Origin of the sequence: Kitasatospora sp. NPDC094016, from assembly GCF_040304045.1 — a bacterium.
In the GTDB taxonomy this organism is placed as follows: domain Bacteria; phylum Actinomycetota; class Actinomycetes; order Streptomycetales; family Streptomycetaceae; genus Kitasatospora.
In genome coordinates, this window is sequence record NZ_JBEOUK010000016.1 from 24,114 (window position 1) to 45,521 (window position 21,408).

The window sequence follows — 21,408 nt, forward strand, 5'->3', positions numbered from 1 at the left end:
CTTCGGGGCGGTGAGTGGTGATACGAGGACAAGACCAGATGACCGGGACGGCTGACGTGGGTGTGGACGAGGACTCCGACGAGTCCGCCGCCGCCGTGCCCTCGGCTCCCGGTGGTGGGCCCGCGACCGGGCCGACTCCGGAAGTCTCCCTGATCAAGGACCTGACGATCAAGACCCCCGCGCCCGCCGAGGCCTCCGAAGAACCCGCCGAACCCTTTGAAGCCGCCGAGGCCGCCGAGGACCCCGGGGGACCGGCCGCCGCCGCACCGCCGGCCCGGCGCCCGCTGCCCGACTACCACGACCCGCTGGACGGCGCCCCACACCTGGACGTCGACGAGCCCCTGCTCGCCGCCCGGGCGCACCGCCCGTCCGACCTGATCCGCTTCCTGGCCGGTGTGTTCGGCATAGTCGCCGTCTTCGTGCTGGCGGGCATCGCCACCTCGACCACCACCGGCATCGAACAGGACATCGCCACCAACGCGCCGCACTTCTCCGCGGTGCTCTCCACCATCACCGGCCTGCTCTCCAGCGTCGCGGTGCTCGCCGTGCCGCTGGCCTTCGCGGTCGAGCGGCTGATCAAACGCGACGGCCTGCGAGTCGCCGACGGCGTGCTCGCCTCGGTGCTCGCCTACGGCGTCTCGCTGGGCATCGACTGGTGGGTGGCCGAAGGCGCCTCCGACCACATCCGGGACGCGCTGACCAGGCTGCCGATGGACAGCAACGGCACCCTCACCGACCCGGTGCACGGCTACCTCGCCCCGGTGATCGCCTACATGACCGCGGTCGGCATGTCGAGCCGCCCCCGGTGGCGGGTCGCCCTGTGGGTGGTGGTGGTCTTCAGCGGGATCACCGAACTGCTCGGCGGCTACACCACCCCGCTGTCGCTGCTGCTCACCGTCCTGATCGGCTGGTCCGTCGCGTACGGCACGCTGTACGCGATCGGCTCCCCGAACATCCGGCCCACCGGCCAGCACCTGATGATCGGCCTGCGCAAGGTCGGCTTCACCCCGGAGAGCGCCCACCGCGCCCCGGACGCGCCCGGCGGCACCCGCCGCTACTACGTCACCCAGCAGAGCGGCCCGCCGCTGGACGTCCACATCATCGACCGCGAGCAGCAGGCCTCCGGCTTCTTCTACCGGGCCTGGCGTCGGCTGCGGCTGCGCTCGGTGGCGGTGCGCCGCAGCCCGCAGTCGCTGCGCCAGGCGCTGGAGCAGGAGGCCCTGATCGCCTACGCGGCGGCCGCCTCGGGCGCCCGCGCGCCGCAGCTGGTCGCCACCTCCGAGCTGGGCCCGGACGCCGCGATCCTGGTCTACGGCAAGGTCGAGGGCCGCATCCTGGACGAGCTCTCCGACGAGGAGGTCACCGACCAGGTGATGGCCTCGCTCTGGGAGTCGGTGGCGGCCCTGCACGAGCGCCGGATCGCCCACCGCCGGCTGACCGGCGAGTCGCTGCTGGTGGTGGACGAGAAGACGGCCTGCCTGGTCAACCTCTCCGGCGGCGACATCGCCGCCACCGACCTGACGCTGCGCATCGACGTCGCCCAGCTGGTCACCACCTTCGCGCTGCGGATCGGCCCGGAGCGGGCCGTCGCCACCGCCAACGCGGTGCTCGGCGCCGACCGGGTCGCCCAGGCGCTGCCGCTGCTCCAGCCGGTCGGGATGAGCCGCTCCACCAGGGTCGACCTCGCGCGGCTCACCAAGGAGCGCAAGACCGTCGCCCGGGCCAGGGCGCTGGAGCAGGTCGCGGCCGGCGAGCGCACCCAGCAGCAGGCCGAGGAAGACATCGCGGTGGCCGGCGAGGACCTGCTCAGCCGCATCCGCGGCCAGATCCTCCAGATCGCCCCCGAGGCCCCGATGGAGCCGGCCAAGCTGGAGCGGCTGAAGCCGAAGAGCCTGATCATGGTGATCGCGCTCACCTTCGCCGCCTACCTGGCGCTGACCACCATCAAGCCGGCCCAGCTCAAGCTCTCCCAGATGGACTGGGTCTGGGCGGCGGCGGCCCTGCTGGCGGCCGCGTTCAGCTACGTCGCCGCCGCGATGAGCCTGACCGGCTTCGTCCCGGAGAAGCTGCCGTTCCGGCGCACCGTCGCGGCCCAGCTGGCCGGCTCCTTCGTCAAGCTGGTCGCCCCCGCCGCGATCGGCGGCATCGCGCTCAACACCCGCTACCTGCAGAAGGCCGGGATCCGCTCCGGCCAGGCGGTGGCCTCGGTCGGCGCCTCCCAGCTGGCCGGCCTGGCCGGGCACTTGCTGCTGCTGTTCAGCTTCGGCCTGATCACCGGCAGCCAGACCAACGGCGACCTGTCCGCCTCCCGCGCGGTAATCATCGGCGTGCTGACCGCCGCCGTGCTCGCCCTGGTGGTGGCGGCGGTCGCGCCGCTGCGCCGGTTCGTGCTGGGCCGGCTGCGCTCGCTGTTCTTCGGCGTGGTGCCGCGGATGCTCGACCTGATGCAGACGCCCAGCAAGCTGGTCACCGGCTTCGGCGGCATCCTGCTGCTGACCCTCTCCTTCACCGCCTGCCTGGACGCCTCGGTGCAGGCCTTCGGCGGCGACGTCAGCTTCTCGGCGGTCGCGGTGGTCTTCCTGACCGCCAACGCGGCCGGCTCGGCGATCCCCACCCCGGGCGGCATCGGCCCGGTCGAGGTCGCCCTGATCGGCGCCCTGACGGTCGCGGACGTGTCGCCGGCGGTCGCCACCCCGGCGGTCTTCCTCTACCGGGCGCTCACCTTCTGGCTGCCGGTGCTGCCGGGCTGGATCTCCTACAACATGCTGCAGCGCCGCGGCGCGCTCTGACGTCCACCGGACACGCGGAAGGGCCCGCCGAGGCGGGCCCTTCCGATACGTTCCGGCGTCTGCGTTCCGGCGTCCTAGTAGACCGGCTTGTGCGGCTCGATCTGGCTGACCCAGCCGAGCACGCCGCCGCCCAGGTGGACGGCGTTGGCGAAACCGGCCGCCTTGACCACGGCCAGCACCTCGGCCGAGCGCACGCCCGACTTGCAGTGCAGCACGATCTTGCGGTCCTGCGGCAGCTTCTCCAGGGCGTCGCCCATCAGGAACTCGTTCTTCGGGATCAGCACCGCGCCGGGGATGTTGACGATCTCGTACTCGCCGGGCTCACGGACGTCGATCAGGAAGATGTCCTCCTCGTCGTCCTGCCACTGCTTGAGCTGCGCCGAGGTGACGGTCGAGCCGGCGGCGGCGGCCTGCGCCTCCTCCGACACGACGCCGCAGAAGGCCTCGTAGTCGATCAGCTCGGTGACCGTCGGGTGCTCGGAGCAGACGGCGCAGTCAGGGTCCTTGCGGACCTTCACCTGGCGGTAGTTCATCTCCAGGGCGTCGTAGATCATCAGCCGGCCGACCAGCGGGTCGCCCACGCCGGCCAGCAGCTTGATCGCCTCGGTGACCTGGATCGAGCCGATGGACGCGCACAGCACGCCCAGCACGCCGCCCTCGGCGCAGGAGGGGACCATGCCCGCCGGCGGGGCCTCCGGGTAGAGGCAGCGGTAGCAGGGGCCGTGCTCGGCCCAGAACACGCTGGCCTGGCCGTCGAAGCGGTAGATCGAGCCCCACACGTACGGCTTGCCGAGCAGCACCGCGGCGTCGTTCACCAGGTAGCGGGTGGCGAAGTTGTCGGTGCCGTCCACGATCAGGTCGTAGCCGGAGAAGATCTCCATGACGTTGGAGTTGTCGAGGCGCTCCTCGTGGAGGATCACGTCGACGTAGGGGTTGATCTCCTTGACCGAGTCCCGCGCCGACTCCGCCTTGGAGCGGCCCACGTCCGACTGGCCGTGGATGATCTGGCGCTGCAGGTTCGACTCGTCGACCACGTCGAACTCGACGATGCCCAGCGTGCCGACACCGGCCGCGGCCAGGTACATCAGCGCGGGCGAGCCCAGGCCGCCGGCGCCGACGCACAGCACCTTGGCGTTCTTCAGCCGCTTCTGCCCGGCCATGCCCACGTCGGGGATGATCAGGTGGCGGGAGTACCTGCGGACCTCGTCAACGGTGAGCTCGTCGGCCGGCTCGACCAGGGGTGGCAACGACACGGGGACTCCGATGGGTGTCTGGTTCAGGTGGCCTGGGCCAGCCTCATGGTGGTTGCTGCGCCGCCACGCGGGTGGCTCCTAGGCCAACAGTGTCACGCCCCTCCGGTATTCCGAGACAGCTCGTCCGATGGGCGAGACGGCCGGCGTCGGATCGTGGGACCGCCCGCCGGAGCCCGGAAAAGCGCCCCGGGCCTACGCCGACAGGCCGGGGGCGCTCCCGGTGGCCGCTCAGACCCGGCAGGCCGTCTCCAGCCAGACGTCCCCGAGCGACTCCTCCAGCGGCACCTGTGTCCGCCAGCCGAGACGGTCCCGGGCGGTGCGCACGTCCGCCTGCCGCCACGGCACCGGCTCCCCTGCCGCGACCCGGCCCTCCGGCCGGTGGCCCGGCAGGTGGTGGCCCGGCAGGTGGTGGCCGGGCAGGTGGTCGCCGACCGGGCCGCCGGCCTGCGCGGGCAGCAGGACCTGCCGGTTCTCCTCGACGATCGCGCCCTCGAAGCCGGACGCCCGGACCAGCAGCTGGGCCGCGTCCCTGGCCCGGACGGCGTGCCCGCTGCCGATGTTGACCACCCCGGTGGCGGCCGACACCGCCGCCGCCTGGATCGCCCGGGCGACGTCCCGCACGTCCACGAAATCCCGGTATCCGGACAGGTCCGGCATCCGCACCTGGGCCTCGTCCCGCTCCAGGGACCGCCGCAGCCCCTCCGCGAGCCGCCCGAACAGCGAGGCGGTCGGCGCCCCCGGGCCCACCACGTCGAACACCCGCAGCACCGCCGCGTCCAGGCCCGACGCCAGCACCAGCTCCGTCCCGGCCAGCTTGGACACCCCGTACGGGCCGACCGGCCGCGGCTCGGCCTGCTCCGACACCGGCACGCCGCCCGGCACCGGGCCGTACTCGGCGGCCGAGCCGACGTGCACCAGCCGGGCCGGCTCCCGGCTGCGCCGGATCGCCTCGCAGACGGTGGCGACGGCCAGCGTGTTCGACCGGATCAGGGTGCGCGAGCTGCCGTAGGTGGCGCCCGCGCAGTTGATCACCACCTGCGGCGCGACCGCGTCCAGGAACCGGGCCAGCGCGCCCGGGCTTCCGGTGGTCAGGTCGAAGCGGATGTCGGCCGAGTCGCGCCGGCCGAGCACCGTCACCTGCAACTCCTGGTCCATGAGCAGACGATCGGTGACCCGGCGGCCGATGAAACCGTCGGCGCCCAGCAGCAGCACCCTCATCGGGGGCGTCCTTCCACGAAGCGAGGTCGGGGACGACCTGGCGGACTGAAATCAAGAGCGGACTGAAGTGAGAGCAACGAGAAGGGGGCGGCACCCGGGGCCGCACCGACGGGCGGGGCTCAGCGGTGCGAACCGGCCCGGCCGAGCACCGCCCAGGCGTACGCCAGCAGCACCGCGGCGACCGCGCCGCCGCCGAGCAGCCCGGCCGCCGGCCCGGAGCGGCCCAGGGCGAGCAGCCCGAGCGCCGCGGCGGGCCCGGCCAGCGCACCCGCCGCGGCGGCCGCCGTCCGGCCGCAGCGGGCCAGCAGCGCGGGCAGCACCAGCAGCAGACCCAGCACGCCCTGCGCCGCCCACTGCGCGGCGCCGGCCCGTTCGGCCGCCAGGTGCAGCAGGCCCCCGCCGTGGCCCGGCCCGGGGCGCGGCGCGAGGACGGTCAGCACCGCCATCGCGGCGAAGGTCAGCACCGCGAGCACCGCCAGGTGCAGGGCGACCGCCACCGGGAGCACCGGCCGCATCCGGGACCGGAACTCGGCCAGCGTGGCCGCCGCGCCGAGATGGCCGCGGCCGACCTGCCGGTACCAGCGGGCCGCCCGCTCGGCCGACCCGGCCGACACCGCCCCGGCCAGCACCAGCGCGGCGGTCAGCCGCCGGTCCCCGTCTGCCGCGGCCAGCGGGAGCAGCAGCAGCGCGGCCAGACCCAGCCCGTGCCCCAGCGCCGCCGGACGCCACCGGGAGCCGGCCCGCCGCGGCGCCCCCGCCGGGCCCAGCCCGTCCACCGCCCGGCAGGGGCCGGTGTCCGGCGGGCCGGGCTCGGCCGCACGGTCCGCGGCCAGCACGGGCACCAGCACCAGCGGGACGGCGGCCGGCAGCAGCAGCGGCCAGCGGGCGCCGAGCGCGACCACGGCCGCACAGGGCAGCGCGGCCAGCGCGGCGGCGGTCAGCGTCGCCCGGGTGGCGGCGGCGCACTCCCGGCCGCTCGGCGGCTCCGGCGCGGGCGGGCGGCGGGGCACCCGTGCGTACAGCTCCTCGGCGAGCGAGAACAGGTCGGCGTGCCGGCAGCGCGCGGCGGCCTGCGGGCCGAGCCCGGCCTCCTCCAGTCCGGCGGCGATCTCCAGTGGGTCGACGGCCCGCTCGCACAGCGCCCGGTGCTCGGCCATCACCTCGCGCACCGGGTCCCCCACCGGGCTCCCGGGGCCGCCCGGCGCCGCGCCGCCCGCCATCAGACGGCCTCCGCGAGAGCGCCGGGGCGCTCTTGCGCGCCGGCGTCGCCGCCCCCGTCCTCCGGCCGCTCGGACCCGGCCGGCCCGGCGCCGTGGCGGCCCTCGGAGCCGTCCGCCGGGTCCGGGGCGCCCTGGCCGCCCTGGCCGTCCGGGCCGCCCGGCGCGCGGCGGCCGTCGGCGAGCCAGTACTCGGCGGGCCGGGCGAACGGGCGCGGCGACTCCCCGGCCGCGCCGCCGGCCCCGCCGCCGGGGAAGGCCGGGTACTGCGAGACCAGTTCCAGGTAGATCTCCCGGAAGGCGCCGATCACCGGCTCCACGGCGAAGCGTTCCTGTGCCCGCAGCCGCCCGGCCAGCCCGAGCCGGGCGCGCCGCTCCTCGTCGCGCAGCAGTGCCAGGCAGGCGCCGGCCAGCGCGCGCGGGTCCCGGGCGGGCACCAGCAGCCCGGTCGGCCCGACCACCTCGCGGGCCACCCCGACGTCGGTGGACACCACGGCCCGGCCGCTGAGCATCGCGTCCGCGAGCAGCCGGGGGCTGCGCTGGGACAGCGCGGAGAACACGGCCAGCGTGCCGCCCTCCCAGGCCTCGGCGAGCGAGCCGGGCCGCCCGGCGAAGTGCACCGCCGCGGCCAGTCCGAGCCGCTCGGCCAGCGCCGCGCAGTGCGCCCGGTAGCCGGGCGCGGCCTCCTCGCCGTGGATCACCAGCCGGGTCCGCGGCAGGTCGGCGCGCACCTGCGCGAAGGCGTGCAGCATCAGCTCGGTGTCCCGCCCCGGCTCCAGCGCGCCCGCCCACACCAGGGTCGGCGCGGCGGGCTCGGGCCCGGCCGCCGGGCGGACCACCGCGGGCGTCCCCTCGTACACCACCCGGGTGCGCGCCGGGTCGGCCCCGCAGCGGCGCTGCCACTGCTGGTCGTGGGCGCTGCCGGGGGTCAGGACGGCCGCCTGCCGGTAGGTCTCCTCGGTGAGCGCCCGGAAGTACGCCAGCAGCAGCGCCCGGACCGGCCACCGGTACGGCGCCTCGCGGTGGCCGAGGTACTGCTCGCGCAGGTGCAGGCCGTGCTCGGTGACCACGAACGGCACCCCGTGCAGGTACCGGGCGACCAGTGCGGGCAGCGCCGCGGGGCCGCCGCCGACCACGTGGCACAGGTCGGCGCCGCCGAGGCCGTCGGGCCCGGTGCCGTACCAGGGCGCGGACAGCGGCCGCAGGCACTGCTCCAGCAGGTCCGCCGCGACCAGCACGTCGCGGACCAGCGGCTGCCCGGCCGAGGTCTCCGCGCCCGACAGCCGCCAGACCCGTTCCAGGGTGCGCCGGGCGTGCGCGGAGGCGAGGAAGGCGGGCAGCGTGCCGTCCTCCCGGGCGAGGACGGCCAGCCGGTACAGCCCGGCCCCGAAGCCGGCCCGCTCCCCCGGCAGCACCAGGGCTCTGACCAGGTCCTCGTACGCCCGGGCGTACTGGCGTCCGCGCAGCGTGCCGGGCACCCGGCCGCCCGGCCGACGCCCCCACAGCGCCAGCTCGCGCGCCCCGCGCCAGGCGGGGGACAGCCGCTCGGCGGCGCCCTGGCCGCCCTGGCTTCCCTGACCGGTGAGCAGGTACAGCCCGAACTCGTGCTCCGGCAGGCCCGCGGCCAGCCGGTCGCACCAGCCTCCGGCGCCGCGCCGGGAATGTGGGCCGGCACCCTCGGTGAGCAGGGCGATGCGCACGGGAGACCTCCAGGGCAGAGCGGATCACGGGCGGGCGGATCACGGGCGGGCGGGATCGACGGACGGCTTGAGCGGCTCGAGTGGCCACCGGGGCGGCCCCGCACGGCGGCGGGGACGGTCCGGGGGCGAGGAGTCCGGTCGGCCGGGTACGACACCGCGACGCTCCCCCGGGGCGGGGCACCACCGAGCGGTGGTGCGGCCGTCCGGCCCGACGGTCCGGCCGCGCCCCTCCGCGATCCGTTCCCCCGGGCGCACGCCCGTTCCGGCGGGCCGGGCCCGACCCGCCGGGCCCCCTGGTGCGGCCGCCCTCCGGATTTCCCCGGCGTCCGCGGCCTCCCCCACACCTGTTCGGTCCGACAGCAGAAAGGTAGGACCGGGCCCGGGCAATCCATCGGTCACATGCCTGGTTGCCACCTGAACGAGTGAACGGGCGTGACCTCGCCCCGAACCGGGCCGTTACCGGGCGGTCCGCGCGACCGGCGGCCGGGCGCCGGTCGCCGGTCGCCGGTCGCCGGTCGCCGGCCTCCCCGCTCATGGCGGACGATGGGAGTGACCTTGTTCGCCGCCGCGAGGGGCCCCGGGTCCACGATGCCGGCCCGCGCTCCGCGCTTGGTGACGCCGCCGGTGCGGTGCGTCACGAAGCCCGGATTCCGACGGCCCGGACGGCCGTTCCGGCCCCTGTCACACCCCTGCCGACGCCGAGGTCAGCGCCGTATTGTGGGCTCCTGACAAGGAGGCCGAGGTCCTTTTCTCACTCCCGCCGAACGCGGAAGCGGTTACCGAAAAGTAGAATCGGCCCTCTTGCCAGCCCCGAACAACCGAAGTGAGGAGCGCCGTGACGGCCATCCAGGAGGCGCAGGAGCGCCCGCGCGGTGCCCGCCTGCCGCGAAGCGCCCGCCGTGAACAACTGCTCGGTGCCGCCCAGGAGGTGTTCGTCGCGCAGGGTTACCACGCGGCCGCCATGGACGACATCGCCGACCGCGCCGGGGTCAGCAAGCCGGTGCTGTACCAGCACTTCCCCGGGAAGCTGGAGCTGTACCTGGCGCTGCTGGACAAGCACTGCGACGCCCTGGTCGAGTCGACCCGCGACGCACTGTCGACGACCACCGACAACAAGCTCCGGGTCGCCGCGACGATGGAGGCGTACTTCAACTACGTCTCCGGCGAGTCCGGCGCGTTCCGCCTGGTCTTCGAGTCGGACCTGACCAACGAGCCGGCCGTGCGCGAGCGGGTCGAGCGGGCCTCCGAGGCGAGCGCGACGCTGGTCAGCAAGGTGATCCAGGAGGACACCGACCTGCCCGAGGCGGAGTCCAAGCTGCTCGCCGCCGGAGTCTGCGGCCTGGCCCAGATCACCGCCCGGTACTGGCTGTCGCAGGGCCTGGACATCCCCCGCGACGAGGCGGCGCGACTGGTCGCCAGCCTGGCCTGGCGCGGGCTGAAGGGCTTCCCGATGCACCCCACCTCGGAGGGCGGGGAAGCCCTCTAGCAGGGATGATCCACCGAGCTTCGCCGCCGCGGTGATCCCGTGCTCTATGGTGAAGCCGTACGGCGCGGTCGTCGCGAACGCTTGTCCCAGGCGGTCGGGGTGTCCGCGCGTGGAGGCTGCAACCCCGGAGGGACGGAAGCCGTGGAGGTCAAGATCGGCGTGCAGAACACGCCGCGCGAGATCGTGATCGAGAGCACGCAGAGTGCCGATGAGATCCAGAGCGCGATCGCCAAGGCGCTGGAGGGTTCGGAGAAGCTCTTCGCGCTGACCGACGAGCACGGCCGCCGCGTCATCGTCCCGGCCGAGCGCCTGGCGTACGTGGAGATCGGCGAGCAGGCCGCCCGCAAGGTCGGCTTCGGCACCGCCTGAGGCGTCGTCCGAGCTGCTCACCCGGTGCCCCGCTCCCCCAGGGAGCGGGGCACCGTTGCGTGTACGGCCGGGTCGGCCGGGGTACGGCGACAAGTGCGGCCGCCGGCGCCGCGCGCCCGTCCCCGGGGAGGCAGTTTTGCTGGTCGAGTCGATCGCCTTCGCCCTCGTCGGCCTGGCCGCGGGCCTGGCCGCACTGCTGGCGCGGCCCGCGTACTTCCGGGCGGCCCGCACCCTGACCGTGGGCACCGCCCTGGCGGCGGCGCTGCTCGGCGGGACGGTGGCGCACTTCTGCCTGGACGGGCGCTTCCCGGCGGCGTCGATCGCGGCCTCGGCGCTGGCCTCGGCGGTGCTGACCACGACGCTGGCCCGACCGGACCTCGCCGCCGGGCGGGCCCCGGCGCACCGGCACCACCCGCACCGGGCCGGTGTCCACCGCACGCGGCGCCACCGGCCGGCCTGACCCCTGGTTCCCGGGGCCGGACAAGGCTCAGCTGGCCAGGCCCAGGGCGGCCATCCGCCGGGTGTGCGCCTCGGTGATCCGGTTGAACATCTTGCCGACCTCGACCAGGTCGAAGCCCTGCACCTGGACGCCGCCGACCAGCAGGTTGGACAGCGCGTCCCGCTCGGCGACCACCCGCTGGGCCTGGCTGAGCGCCTCGCCCATCAGCCTCCGGCCCCACAGCGCGAGCCGGCCGCCGGAGCGCGGGTCGGCCTCGATGGCCTGGCGCACCTTGTCCACCGCGAACTGGGCGTGCCCGGTGTCGGACATGACGCCGAGCACCAGGTCGCGGGTGTCGTCGTCGAGCCGGACGGCGACCTCGCGGTAGAAGTCGGTCGCGATGGCGTCGCCGACGTAGGCCTTGACCAGGCCCTCCAGCCAGTCCGAGGGCGCGGTCATCCGGTGGAACAGCTCCAGCGGCTCGACGAACGGGCGCATCGCCTCCTGCGGGTCGGCGCCGATCTCGGCGAGCCGGTCGTGCAGGCGCTGGTAGTGCTGGAACTCGGCGGAGGCCATCCGGGCCAGCGCCGCCTTGTCGGCGAGGTCCGGCGCCAGCTTGGCGTCCTCGGCGAGCCGCTCGAAGGCGCTCAGCTCGCCGTAGGCGAGTGCGCCGAGCAGATCCAGTACCGCCGCCCGGTAGCCGGGGTCGGCCGAGCACGCGGCCCAGTCCCCGATCGAGCCGGCCGCGGCGTCCTGCGTCTCACCATGGGTCTCCATGACCCGCCACCTTAGTCCCGCCGGCCCGGGGGACCCACCCTGACCGGCCGCCGGCCGGTCGCCCGGGTGACCGGCCGGAACACTCCTTCCGGCCCGGGTCGGAAGGGGCAATGTCAGACGCGTCACGTGTTCGAGTCGTCGCCTGACTGTATGGTGGTACGGAGCCCCGTCGTGTTCGCACGGTGTCACCGCCGTCTCGGTGTCCCGCGCAAGCCCGCTCCGAAGCGGCACCGTCCATCCGGACGTGTCCGCACCGGAGCCACGGGTACTCACGTACGCGGATGCCCGGTCGGAGAGCCGATCGGCTCCGACCATGGCTTGGACTTCAAGCCTTGGCACCGCATCAGTGGCCGAGCGAGGGCCGCCGAGACCGCGCCCCCTGGCGAAGGTCCCGCGCAGGTCCCTCATGGGAATCCTCCCCGACGCCGCCGGCGACGCGCCCCGCACGGGGCAGCACGCACCGGCCGGCCGCAGGGACCGGCGCGGTTGTGCGTCCGCTCAGCTGCATCAGGGCCGCCAGGCCCGTACGCAGCCGTGCGGCTGCCCGCCCGCCGCTCGCTCTCGGCCCCTTTCACACGGAAGAGGCAGCACCCTGTCCACCACCGCTGAACCCATCAAGACGACGTTCCGGGATCTGGGAATCCTCCCGGAGACCGCCGAGGCGCTCGAGTCCGTCGGCATCGTCCACCCCTTCCCCATCCAGGAGATGACCCTCCCGGTCGCGCTGACCGGCCACGACGTCATCGGCCAGGCCAAGACCGGTACCGGCAAGACCCTCGGTTTCGGCCTCCCGCTGATCGAGCGGTGCGTCGTGCGCGCCGACGTGGACGCCGGCCGGGCGACCGAGGAGCAGCTCTCCGACGGCCCGCAGGCGCTCATCGTCGTCCCGACGCGTGAGCTCTGCACCCAGGTCACCAACGACCTGCAGACCGCCGGCAAGGTCCGCGACGTGCGCGTCCTGGCCGTCTACGGCGGCCGCGCGTACGAGCCGCAGGTCGAGGCGCTCGCCAAGGGCGTCGACATCGTGGTCGGCACCCCGGGCCGCCTGCTGGACCTGGCCGGGCAGAAGAAGCTGAACCTGTCCAAGGTCCGCTCGCTGGTCCTGGACGAGGCCGACGAGATGCTCGACCTCGGCTTCCTGCCGGACGTCGAGAAGATCATCACCATGCTGCCGGCCAAGCGGCAGACCCTGCTGTTCTCGGCCACCATGCCGGGCCAGGTCATCAGCCTCGCCCGCCGGTACATGAGCCAGCCCACCCACATCCGGGCCGCCGCCCCGGACGACACCGGCACCACCGTCGCCAACATCGAGCAGCACATCTTCCGCGCGCACTCGCTGGACAAGGTCGAGCTCGTCTCGCGCATCCTCCAGGCCGACGGCCGCGGGCTGGCGATGATCTTCTGCCGGACCAAGCGCACCGCCGCCGACGTCGCCGACCAGCTGACCCAGCGCGGCTTCGCGGCCGGCGCCGTCCACGGCGACCTCGGCCAGGGCGCCCGCGAGCAGGCGCTGCGCGCGTTCCGCAACGGCAAGGTCGACGTGCTGGTCTGCACCGACGTCGCCGCCCGCGGCATCGACGTCGAGGGCGTCACGCACGTGGTCAACTACCAGTGCCCCGAGGACGAGAAGACCTACCTGCACCGGATCGGCCGCACCGGCCGGGCCGGCGCCTCGGGCACCGCCGTCACCCTGGTCGACTGGGACGACATCCCGCGCTGGCAGCTGATCAACAAGGCGCTGGAGCTGACCTTCAACGACCCGGAGGAGACCTACTCCACCTCGCCGCACCTGTACGAGCTGCTGAAGATCGCGCCGGGCACCAAGGGTGTGCTGCCGCGTTCGGAGCGGACCCGGGCCGGGCTCGGCGCGGAGGAGGTCGAGGACCTCGGCGAGACCGGCGGGCGCGGTGCGCGCACCCCCCGGGCCAAGGGCCCGCGCAGCGGCTCCGGCCGCACCGGCGCCCCCGAGGCCGCCGTGGCGACCGAGGAGAAGCCGCGCCGCACCCGTGAGCGCCGCCGCACCCGCGGGGGCTCCGCGGTCGCCGAGGGCGAGGCCGGGAGCGTCGTCGAGGCCCCCGCGGCCCCGGCCGTCGAGGGCACCGAGGGCGAGGCGGCCCCGCGCCGCCGTCGCCGCCGTTCGCGCGGCGCCGCCGCCGGCGAGGCCGCCGTGGTGGCCGAGGCCGTCGCGGTGACCGAGGCTGCCGTGGCGGCTCCGGTCACCGAGGCTCCGGCCGCGGTGGCCGTCGTGGCCGCCGCCGAGGCCGTCATCGAGGCCGCCGTCGAGGAGAAGCCGGCCGCCCGCACCCGGAAGCGCGCCGCCCGCAAGCCGAAGGCGGAGGCCGTCGAGGCCCCGGCAGTCGAGGCCGTCGAGGCCCCGGCCGAGGCTCCGGCAGTCGAGGCCGTCGAGGCCCCGGCCGAGGCTCCGGCGGTCGAGGCCGCCGAGGCCGCCGTCGCGAAGAAGCCCGCCACCCGGACCCGCACCCGCAAGCCGAAGGCGGAGGCCGTCGCCGAGGCCCCGGCCGCCGAAGCCCCCGCCACCGAGGCCGCCGTCGCAGAGAAGCCCGCCACCCGGACGCGCACCCGCAAGCCCAAGGCCGAGGCCGCGACCGCCCCGGAGGCCCCGGAGGCTGCGGCCGCCGACGCCGCGACCGAGGTCCCGGCCCCGCGCAAGCGCACCCGGGCCCGCAAGGCCGCCGCCGCGCCGGAGGCCACCCCGGAGAGCTGACGCACCCCGCCCCGGAGGGGGCGGGCCGGGCCCCTCGCGGTCCGGCCCGCCCCCTCCGGCGTTCCGGCGTTCCGGCGTTCCGGCGTTCCGGCGTTCCGGCGCAGGCTGGATAGGGTCGGGGTTACCGGCCAGTCGCCCGCAGGAGAGCAGCCCATGAGCACGCCGCCGTTCCTCACCCTTCCCCGCTGCGCCCGCGCGCTGCGGCTGTCGACCAGTCGCGGCGGGTTCGCCGCGCTGCGGGCCGAGCCGGACGGGCCGGCGCGCGGCTCGGCACTGCTGGTGCCGGGCTTCACCGGCAGCAAGGAGGACTTCATCGCCCTGCTGGAGCCGCTGGCGGCGGCCGGCTACCGGGTGACCGCCGTCGACCAGCGCGGCCAGTACGAGACCGGCGGCCCGGACGACCCGGCCGCGTACGCCGTCGAGGCGCTGGGCGCGGACGTCCGGGCGCTCACCGAGGCCGTGGCCGCCGACGGCGGCGGGCCGCCGCACCTGCTGGGGCACTCCTTCGGCGGCCAGGTGGTCCGGGAGGCCGTGCTGGCCGCAGCCGCGGACGGCCCGTCGCCGTGGCGCTCGCTGACCCTGATGTCCACCGGCCCGGGCGCGATCGACCCGGCCGAGGCGGCCCGTACCCAGTTGCTGCTGGACGTGCTGCCGGTCATGAGCCTGGAGGAGATCTGGCAGGTCATGCGGCAGATGGAGGAGGGCAGCGGGGACCAGAAGCAGCGCCCGGAGCCGGCCGTCGCGGAGTTCCTGCACCGCCGCTGGCTGGCCAACGTGCCGCTGTCGCTGGGCGTCACCGGTGGCCATCTGGTCGCCGCGCCGGACCGGGTGGCGGAGCTGGCCGCCGCCACCGCCGACCTGCCGGTGCTGGTGCTGTCCGGGGTGCGGGACTACGCCTGGCCGGTGCCGGAGCAGACCGGGATGGCGGAGCGCCTGGGGGCCCGCCGGGTGGTCGTCGAGGACGCCGGCCACTCCCCCAACGCCGAACGCCCGGCCGCCACGGCCGAGGCACTGGCCGCGTTCTGGGCCTGAACCGGACCGGTCCCGGAGAGTGGTCTGAACCACTTCCCGAAGTTCGACCGTCCTCAACACAGGACAAAAGTCGTTAGTTACGGTAATCTTTGATTCTGTCCGGGAATCATCGCCGGCCCCCGCGTCGGCGCGAATCAGCCGAAACCTGGACTTCACGGTCGGGCAACGGCCCGGAAGCACCACCACGTCACCGTGGTTCACGAGGCACCAGACGCACCAGGCAAGCAGGGGGAGCCCTTGCCGCAGCAGACCGCCGCACGTACGACCCGATCGATCCGGCCGCACCGCCGGACCCGCAGGACCCCGAAAGGGCTGGTACCCACTCAGCCGCAATCGCCCCGACCGACGGGGCAAGAAGAGGAGACGCCCATGACGAAGACCATGCGCTTCGAGATCGTCCGACTGGACGACGCCAACGGCTCCGCCGCCGACCGCCTGATAGCCGACGCCGAGACCGTCCGCGAGTTCGTCCAGGCCGCCGCCCGCACCGGTGAGCGCCTGCTCATCCGCCCGTGCCCGACCGTCTGACCACGCGCGGCGCCTCCGACCGGGAGCCCTCACCCGCCGCCGACGAGCCGGGAGCGTCCGATCCGGACGTTCCGATACCCGACTGACGCCCTGTCACCGCGATCGCCGATGACGGGGCGTCAGTGCGTCCGGGCCCTGCGCCCGTAGACGTTTGCCGCCGCCCGCGACGGGACATCCCCCAACGGGAACCGCCCGTGCCGCGCCGCCCCACCCCGCGCAGAACGGGCCCCGCCACCGACAGGTGCCGCCGAGCCCTCCGTACGGGTGATCGTCCTTGACGCGGCGGTCCGGAGGGAGGAGCGTTGTCGCCTATGAGGGGCGAGCCAAGCTGCCCGAGGTGCGCCGGTCGGGTCCGCGCCCCCGGTCTGTTCTCAGACACCTGGCAGTGCGACCGGCACGGAGCCGTGCACCCGATGCAGCCCGTGCTGCCACCGAGCGTCGAAGCCCTGGGCGTAGCCGTCGCCCGCTCGCAGGTCCCCGTCTGGCTGCCCTGGCCGCTCCCGGTCGGCTGGCTCTACACCGGCATCGCCCACGTCGGCGACGACGTCTCCGGCGCCCGGGCCACCGCCGTCGCCTGCTCCGGACCGGCCCCGCTCGGCGGCTTCGGCGAGCTGGTGCTCGTCGCCGAGGAGCTGGGGGTCGGTCTCGGCGCCCGCTACGCCGGGATGCCCGGGCCCGATCCGGGCGACTCCGTCGGCCTCTACAAGCCCGCCGACGCCAAACTGCTGGCCGCCGGCCGGCCCACCCCGATGTTCCACGTCCCGGACGCCCCGGCCGACCGCGCGGTGTTCGTCGGCGAGGCCCGCGGTCTCTGGCTCTGGGCGGTCGCCTGGCCCGAGCAGTCGGCCCTGGTGATGTACGACGAACTCGTCCTCACCGACCTGCGCGAGGCCGGCGCCGAACTGGACCTGCTCCCCTGCGGGGCCCTCTCCCCCCGCCTGCTGGGATAGGTCCTGTCCGGCCGGGGCCCGGCGCCCTGTCCTATCCTGGGCGGCACCCCGAGCCCCCAGGAGTCCGCCCCGTGCGCATCGACCTGCACGCCCACAGCAACGCCTCCGACGGCACCGACAGCCCGGCCGAGCTGGTCGCGGCGGCCGTGGCCGCGGGCCTCGACGTCGTGGCGCTCACCGACCACGACACCGTCGCGGGCCACGCCGAGGCCGCCCGGGCGGTGCGCGCGCTGCCGGACGGCAGCCGGCTGACCGTCGTCCCGGGCGCCGAGCTGTCCTGCGTGGTGGGCGGCGTCAGCATGCACCTGCTGGCGTACCTGTTCGACCCGGAGGAGCCGGAGTTCGCGCGCGAGCGGGAGCTGGTGCGCACCGACCGGTTCCGGCGCGGGCGGGCGATCGTCGAGCGCTGCCGCGAACTCGGCGCGGACATCAGCTGGGAGCAGGTGCGGCGGATCGCCGGGGCCGGCTCGGTCGGTCGCCCGCACATCGCCAGCGCGCTGGTCGAGGCGGGCGTCGTGGCCACCGTCTCGGACGCCTTCACCGCCGAGTGGCTGGCCAACGGCGCCCGGGCGGACGTCCGCAAGCACGAGACCGACCCGATCGAGGCGGTCCGGCTGGTCCGGGCGGCCGGCGGGGTGCCGGTGTTCGCCCACCCCGGCGCGGTCAAGCGCGGGCGGACCGTCCCGGACCAGGTGATCGCCGACCTCGCGGCCGCCGGGCTGGCGGCGCTGGAGGTCGACCACACCGACCACGACGAGGAGACCAGGGTGCGGCTGCGCGGCCTGGCCGGCGAGCTGGGGCTGCTGGTCACCGGCTCCAGCGACTACCACGGCAGCCGCAAGACCGTCCGGCTCGGCGAGCACACGACCGATCCCGCGGTGTACGAGGCGCTGCTGGCGCAGGCCACCGGCGCGAAGCCGATCGGCGGCTGAGGGCCGCGCCGGGGTGCGGGGGCGCGGCGGGAGCGCGGGGCCAGGGCGGGAGACCCGTGACCTGAGCCCCGGTCAGTCCAGCCGGACGCCGCGGCGGTCCGGGTCGCGCAGGTCGGCGCCCTGGTCCAGCCAGCGCTCCTGGAGCGCGGCCGCGCCGTGCACCCGCTTCCAGCCGGCCTCGTTGGGCGTCATCGGCAGCAGCGGCAGGAAGCGGACCGGGTCGGCCGGCTCGTCCAGCTCCAGGTCCGGCACCAGGCCGCCCGGCTCGGCGGCCAGCACCGAGGTGAACGGCGCGCCGTCCCACAGCGGGGCGCCGAGGTCCAGCGAGCCGCCGGGGGCCACCACCAGTCCCTCGACCTGCGGGGTCGCGGCCAGGGTGGCCAGGCTGCGCAGCACGCTGTCGCGCCCGCCGCGGACGGTCAGCACCAGTTCGGCGCGCGGGCCGCGCAGTTGGTCGGCCACCGGCGCGGTCGGGTCGGCCATCGGCGCGGCGGACATGCCGAGCGTCGCGTACCGGACCAGGCCGTCGGCGTCCGGGCCGAAGCGCAGCACCTCGATCCGGTCGGTGCCGAGGAAGGTGACCGCGGCGCGGCCGCTCGGCTCGCCGAAGGTGGTGATCAGCCGGGCCTCGACGGCGGCCAGCACCGCCTCCCGGGAGAGCGCCGGGGAGCTGCCGCCGTGGGGTTCGCCGAAGAGCGGGAAGTCGTGCGCCATGCCGGTGAGCGTAACCCCCGGGGGCGGGCCGGCCGTGTGCGGGAGGCCCGGGCAAAGCCTCGGGAAAGCCCGGGGCGCCGATGGTCGGTCAGATGTTAGGGTGAGCGACTGGCCACCGGGAATCCTCAGGTTCCCGGGGCGGCGGCACGAAGGAGGTGGTTGCGGTGGATACCGGCCGACCATGCAGTACCGGCAGCTCTACCCGGCCCCGACTTCCCCGCACCCCTCGCCACGCAGGCTGAACCGGCTGATCCAGCCGAGGTAGCCCGGGCAGGCCGGACGCGGACGAACCGGCCGGGAGAGCACCCTCACCCCCCTTCACCGGTGTTCTTCGCCGTCGCACCACGGCCGCCCGCTCCTCCCCCGCCTTCCGACCGGGGGGCCCTGACGCCGCTGTGCGGCGGCTCCTGTTCCAGGGAGCCTGCCATGTCGATGATCAACAGCCTGCGCGCCGCCGTCCGCACCAACCGCCGCCGCTCCGCGGTCGGCGCGTACGACGCCGTCCCGGCGGGCGCCGGCTCGGCGGTCGTCGACTGCGCGGTGTACCAGCACGGCAAGCGCCACGGCGAGACCTGCAGCCCCCGCGAGGCCGCCCGCCGGATCAAGGCCGCGCACCAACTCCCGGACGGGGACGGCTCGTTCAGCTGGATCGGGCTGCACGAGCCGACCGAGGCCGAGTTCGAGGGCATCGCCCAGCGCTTCGGCCTGCACCCGCTCGCGGTCGAGGACGCGGTGCACGCGCACCAGCGGCCCAAGGTCGAGCGCTACGACGACGTGCTGTTCGCCGTCTTCAAGACCATCCGCTACGTCGAGCACGACCAGCTCACCCCGACCAGCGAGGTGGTGGAGACCGGCGAGTTGATGGTCTTCGCCGGTCGCGACTTCGTGATCACCGTCCGACACGGCGGCCACGGCTCGCTGCAGGAGCTGCGGCACCGGCTGGAGGCCGACGCGGACGAGTCCGGGCTGCTCGCCAAGGGCCCGTCCGCGGTGCTGCACGCGATCGCCGACCACGTCGTGGACAACTACCTGCTGGTCTCCGAGCGGCTGCAGAACGACGTGGACGAGATCGAGTACGGCGTCTTCTCGGCCAAGGGCGGGCGCAGCGCCGACGTCGGCCGGGTGTACCAACTCAAGCGCGAGGTACTGGAGTTCAAGCGAGCCGTGGTGCCGCTGCTGCGCCCGATGCAGCAGCTGTCCGAGCCGCTGCAGCGCCTCGTCGACCCGGACATCCAGAAGTACTTCCGGGACGTCGCCGACCACCTGGCCCGGGTCACCGAGCAGGTGCACGGCTTCGACGAACTGCTGAACTCGCTGCTCCAGGCCAATCTGGCGCAGGTCTCGGTGGCGCAGAACGAGGACATGCGCAAGATCACCGCCTGGGCGGCGATCTTCGCCGTGCCCACCATGATCACCGGCGTGTACGGCATGAACTTCGAGTACATGCCCGAACTGCACCACAAGTACGGCTACCCGATGGTGCTCGGCGCCATCATGCTGATCTGCGTCGGGATGTACCGGGGCTTCCGCCGCAACGGCTGGCTGTAGCCGCCCGCGGCGCCCGCCGGCCGCTACCGCCGACCGCCGCGGGCGACCAGGACCAGGCCCACCAGGATCAGCACCACCGCCGGATACGCCGCCGCCGGGGGCCACTGACCGAGCCAGAGGGCGGCGATCAGGGCCGCGCCCGGGGTCTCCAGCAGGATCGCGGTGGAGGTGATCGACGGGCCGAGGGTGCGCACCACGCGGTTGCTCAGCGAGTGGCCGAGCAGCTGGGCGGCAACCATCAGCAGCACGATCTGCCACCACACCCCGGCCGGCCAGCCGGCCAGCGGCGTCCCGGCGACCAGGCAGATCGCCAGCAGGCCCGCCGCCGTGGTGGCGTAGCAGACCAGCGTGTACGCGGTGGTGCTGACGGTCTTGCGGACCTCCGCACCCAGCAGCACGTACCCGGCGGCGGCCAGGCCCGCGCCGAGGGCGAGCGCGTCGCCGAGCAGCGCGCGCGGGGAGAGCGAGAGGTCGACGCCGGTCAGCACCAGCACGCCGGCGAAGGCGACGCCCGTGCCGAGCCAGACCATCCGGGGGGCGCGGACGCCGAGCAGGCGCATCAGCAGGATGGTCCACAGCGGGGTGGTAGTGACCAGGGCGGTCGCCGAGGCCACCGAGGTCATCCGCAGGCTGGGCATCCAGAGCGCGAAGTGCACGGCGAGCAGCGCGCCCGCCGCGATCGCGAGCAGCAGCGCCCGCCGGCCGATCCCGCGCAGTTCGGCGCGGTGGCGCAGCAGCGCGTACGGGCCGAGGACGCCGACCGACATGACGTTGCGCCAGAACGCGATCGCCAGCGCGGGCGCGGCGGTGGCGCTGATCAGCGGGCCGGACAGCGAGATGCCGGCGATGGAGACGGCGAGCAGCAGCAGGTCGGCGGTGGGGAGCGGGTGTGCCGGCTCGGTGGCGGTGGCGGCTGGTGCGGGGGCGGTCGCGGGCCGGGCGGCGGGCACGGCGCTCCTCTGCTGGTCACGTGGGCTGGGGCGAGGCGGGGGGTGAGGCAGGGCGGGGGCCGGGCTGAACCGGGCCGGGGCTGGGCTGGGCGCTCCTACGGTAAGGCCCGTGGAAAGCCGATGGAACTGTCGCCCGACGGCTGAGACAACTCGTGGACGGCGGAGGTCGTACGCTGGGCGCCATGGACCGTACGCCCGCCGCCGCGACCGCCGACGACTTCCTCGACCAGGCCCTGCTGGAGGAGGCCGCGAAGAAGTCCGGCCTCCTCTGGGTCCGCGCGGACGGCCAGGAACAGGCCCGCCCGCTCTGGCACGCCTGGCACGACGGCGCCGTGGTGGTGGTCGGCGAGGGCGGCGAGCAGCCGCTGCACGGCCTGACCGCCGGATCCGGCGCGGTGGTGACCGTCCGCAGCAAGGACAAGGGCGGCCGGCTGACCGGCTGGAGCGCCCGGGTCTCGGAGCTGGCCCCCGGCGGCGAGGCCTGGCTGGGCGCCGTCGAGGAGCTCAAGGGCAAGCGGCTGAACGCGCCCGACACCGACACCATCACCGACCGCTGGGCCCGCGAGTGCCGGGTGCTGCGCCTGGAGCCCGCCGGTGCGCTGACCGAGCGTCCGGGCGCGATGCCGGACGCCTCGCACGCCGCCCAGCCGATGCCCACCGCGGCCACCACCCGCCGCCCCGTCCCGGCCGGCCTGCCCAAACTGCTGTTCAAGCGCCGCTAAAGATTCACGCCCGGGACTCCTCGGCTGTGTACCGTGCCTCGTCGGGCTGGGCTCGCGAC

18 protein-coding genes are annotated in these 21,408 nt (G+C 75.1%); 11 read left to right on the forward strand and 7 right to left on the reverse strand.

The features are described 5' to 3' along the window. Positions 1–38 precede the first annotated feature (38 nt). Complete coding sequence (locus ABT015_RS17285) at positions 39–2,789, forward strand: flippase-like domain-containing protein (protein ID WP_350879882.1); 2,751 nt, start codon at positions 39–41, stop codon at positions 2,787–2,789. Between the two features lie 74 nt (positions 2,790–2,863). Here ABT015_RS17285 and moeZ read toward each other — a convergent pair whose 3' ends face one another. The 4 genes from moeZ to ABT015_RS17305 all read right to left on the reverse strand — a co-directional run bounded on the left by moeZ (position 2,864) and on the right by ABT015_RS17305 (position 8,177). Next, positions 2,864–4,042, reverse strand: coding sequence for an adenylyltransferase/sulfurtransferase MoeZ (gene moeZ / locus ABT015_RS17290; RefSeq protein WP_350879883.1), 1,179 nt, complete (start codon positions 4,040–4,042; stop codon positions 2,864–2,866). A gap of 228 nt (positions 4,043–4,270) precedes the next feature. Next, complete coding sequence (locus tag ABT015_RS17295) at positions 4,271–5,260, reverse strand: NAD-dependent epimerase/dehydratase family protein (RefSeq protein ID WP_350879884.1); 990 nt, start codon at positions 5,258–5,260, stop codon at positions 4,271–4,273. Positions 5,261–5,379: 119 nt separating this feature from the next. Further along, positions 5,380–6,480, reverse strand: a complete 1,101-nt coding sequence (locus ABT015_RS17300; protein WP_350879885.1) for a hypothetical protein — start codon at positions 6,478–6,480, stop codon at positions 5,380–5,382. After that, complete coding sequence (locus ABT015_RS17305; protein WP_350879886.1) at positions 6,480–8,177, reverse strand: DUF3492 domain-containing protein; 1,698 nt, start codon at positions 8,175–8,177, stop codon at positions 6,480–6,482. Before ABT015_RS17305 ends, ABT015_RS17300 begins: the two co-directional genes overlap by 1 nt. An 835-nt stretch (positions 8,178–9,012) precedes the next feature. Here ABT015_RS17305 and ABT015_RS17310 point away from each other — a divergent pair. The 3 genes from ABT015_RS17310 (at position 9,013) to ABT015_RS17320 (ending at position 10,492) form a co-directional block, all read left to right on the forward strand. Next, positions 9,013–9,663 carry a TetR/AcrR family transcriptional regulator gene (locus ABT015_RS17310; RefSeq protein WP_350879887.1) on the forward strand — a complete coding sequence of 217 codons (651 nt, stop codon included), beginning with the start codon at positions 9,013–9,015 and terminating at the stop codon, positions 9,661–9,663. Between the two features lie 141 nt (positions 9,664–9,804). Beyond that, positions 9,805–10,032 carry a DUF3107 domain-containing protein gene (locus ABT015_RS17315; RefSeq protein ID WP_063347919.1) on the forward strand — a complete coding sequence of 76 codons (228 nt, stop codon included), beginning with the start codon at positions 9,805–9,807 and terminating at the stop codon, positions 10,030–10,032. Positions 10,033–10,168: 136 nt separating this feature from the next. Then, entirely contained in the window at positions 10,169–10,492 is a 324-nt protein-coding gene (locus ABT015_RS17320) for a hypothetical protein (protein WP_350879888.1), read from the forward strand. A 27-nt stretch (positions 10,493–10,519) separates the two neighbouring features. On the opposite strand, the gene ABT015_RS17325 is transcribed toward ABT015_RS17320, so the two are convergent. Further along, on the reverse strand, positions 10,520–11,248 hold the full coding sequence (locus tag ABT015_RS17325) for a ferritin-like fold-containing protein (protein ID WP_063347921.1): 729 nt from the start codon (positions 11,246–11,248) through the stop codon (positions 10,520–10,522). A gap of 706 nt (positions 11,249–11,954) precedes the next feature. Between ABT015_RS17325 and ABT015_RS17330 the strand changes: the two genes are divergently transcribed. The 5 genes from ABT015_RS17330 (at position 11,955) to ABT015_RS17350 (ending at position 17,415) form a co-directional block, all read left to right on the forward strand. Next, positions 11,955–13,973, forward strand: a complete 2,019-nt coding sequence (locus ABT015_RS17330) for a DEAD/DEAH box helicase (RefSeq protein ID WP_502897338.1) — start codon at positions 11,955–11,957, stop codon at positions 13,971–13,973. Positions 13,974–14,126: 153 nt separating this feature from the next. After that, on the forward strand, positions 14,127–15,005 hold the full coding sequence (locus ABT015_RS17335; protein ID WP_350879889.1) for an alpha/beta fold hydrolase: 879 nt from the start codon (positions 14,127–14,129) through the stop codon (positions 15,003–15,005). 369 nt (positions 15,006–15,374) lie between these two features. Beyond that, positions 15,375–15,533 carry a DUF8834 family protein gene (locus ABT015_RS17340; RefSeq protein WP_159398440.1) on the forward strand — a complete coding sequence of 53 codons (159 nt, stop codon included), beginning with the start codon at positions 15,375–15,377 and terminating at the stop codon, positions 15,531–15,533. A 311-nt stretch (positions 15,534–15,844) separates the two neighbouring features. Continuing rightward, positions 15,845–16,483: a DUF6758 family protein gene (locus tag ABT015_RS17345; protein ID WP_350879890.1), complete on the forward strand. Its 639-nt coding sequence runs from the start codon at positions 15,845–15,847 to the stop codon at positions 16,481–16,483. 71 nt (positions 16,484–16,554) lie between these two features. After that, entirely contained in the window at positions 16,555–17,415 is an 861-nt protein-coding gene (locus tag ABT015_RS17350) for a PHP domain-containing protein (protein ID WP_350879891.1), read from the forward strand. A 72-nt stretch (positions 17,416–17,487) separates the two neighbouring features. Here ABT015_RS17350 and ABT015_RS17355 read toward each other — a convergent pair whose 3' ends face one another. Next, the gene (locus tag ABT015_RS17355; RefSeq protein WP_350879892.1) at positions 17,488–18,129 is read right to left on the reverse strand and encodes a suppressor of fused domain protein; all 642 of its coding nucleotides are present in this window, start codon (positions 18,127–18,129) and stop codon (positions 17,488–17,490) included. Positions 18,130–18,555: 426 nt separating this feature from the next. Here ABT015_RS17355 and corA point away from each other — a divergent pair, with 426 nt between their 5' ends. After that, positions 18,556–19,677, forward strand: coding sequence for a magnesium/cobalt transporter CorA (corA, locus tag ABT015_RS17360; protein WP_350879893.1), 1,122 nt, complete (start codon positions 18,556–18,558; stop codon positions 19,675–19,677). A 23-nt stretch (positions 19,678–19,700) separates the two neighbouring features. Here corA and ABT015_RS17365 read toward each other — a convergent pair whose 3' ends face one another. Further along, entirely contained in the window at positions 19,701–20,627 is a 927-nt protein-coding gene (locus tag ABT015_RS17365; protein WP_402452804.1) for a DMT family transporter, read from the reverse strand. A 182-nt stretch (positions 20,628–20,809) separates the two neighbouring features. Here ABT015_RS17365 and ABT015_RS17370 point away from each other — a divergent pair, with 182 nt between their 5' ends. Beyond that, positions 20,810–21,349 (forward strand): hypothetical protein, encoded by a 540-nt coding sequence (locus ABT015_RS17370; RefSeq protein ID WP_350879894.1) that lies wholly within the window; start codon positions 20,810–20,812, stop codon positions 21,347–21,349. Positions 21,350–21,408: the final 59 nt, after the last annotated feature.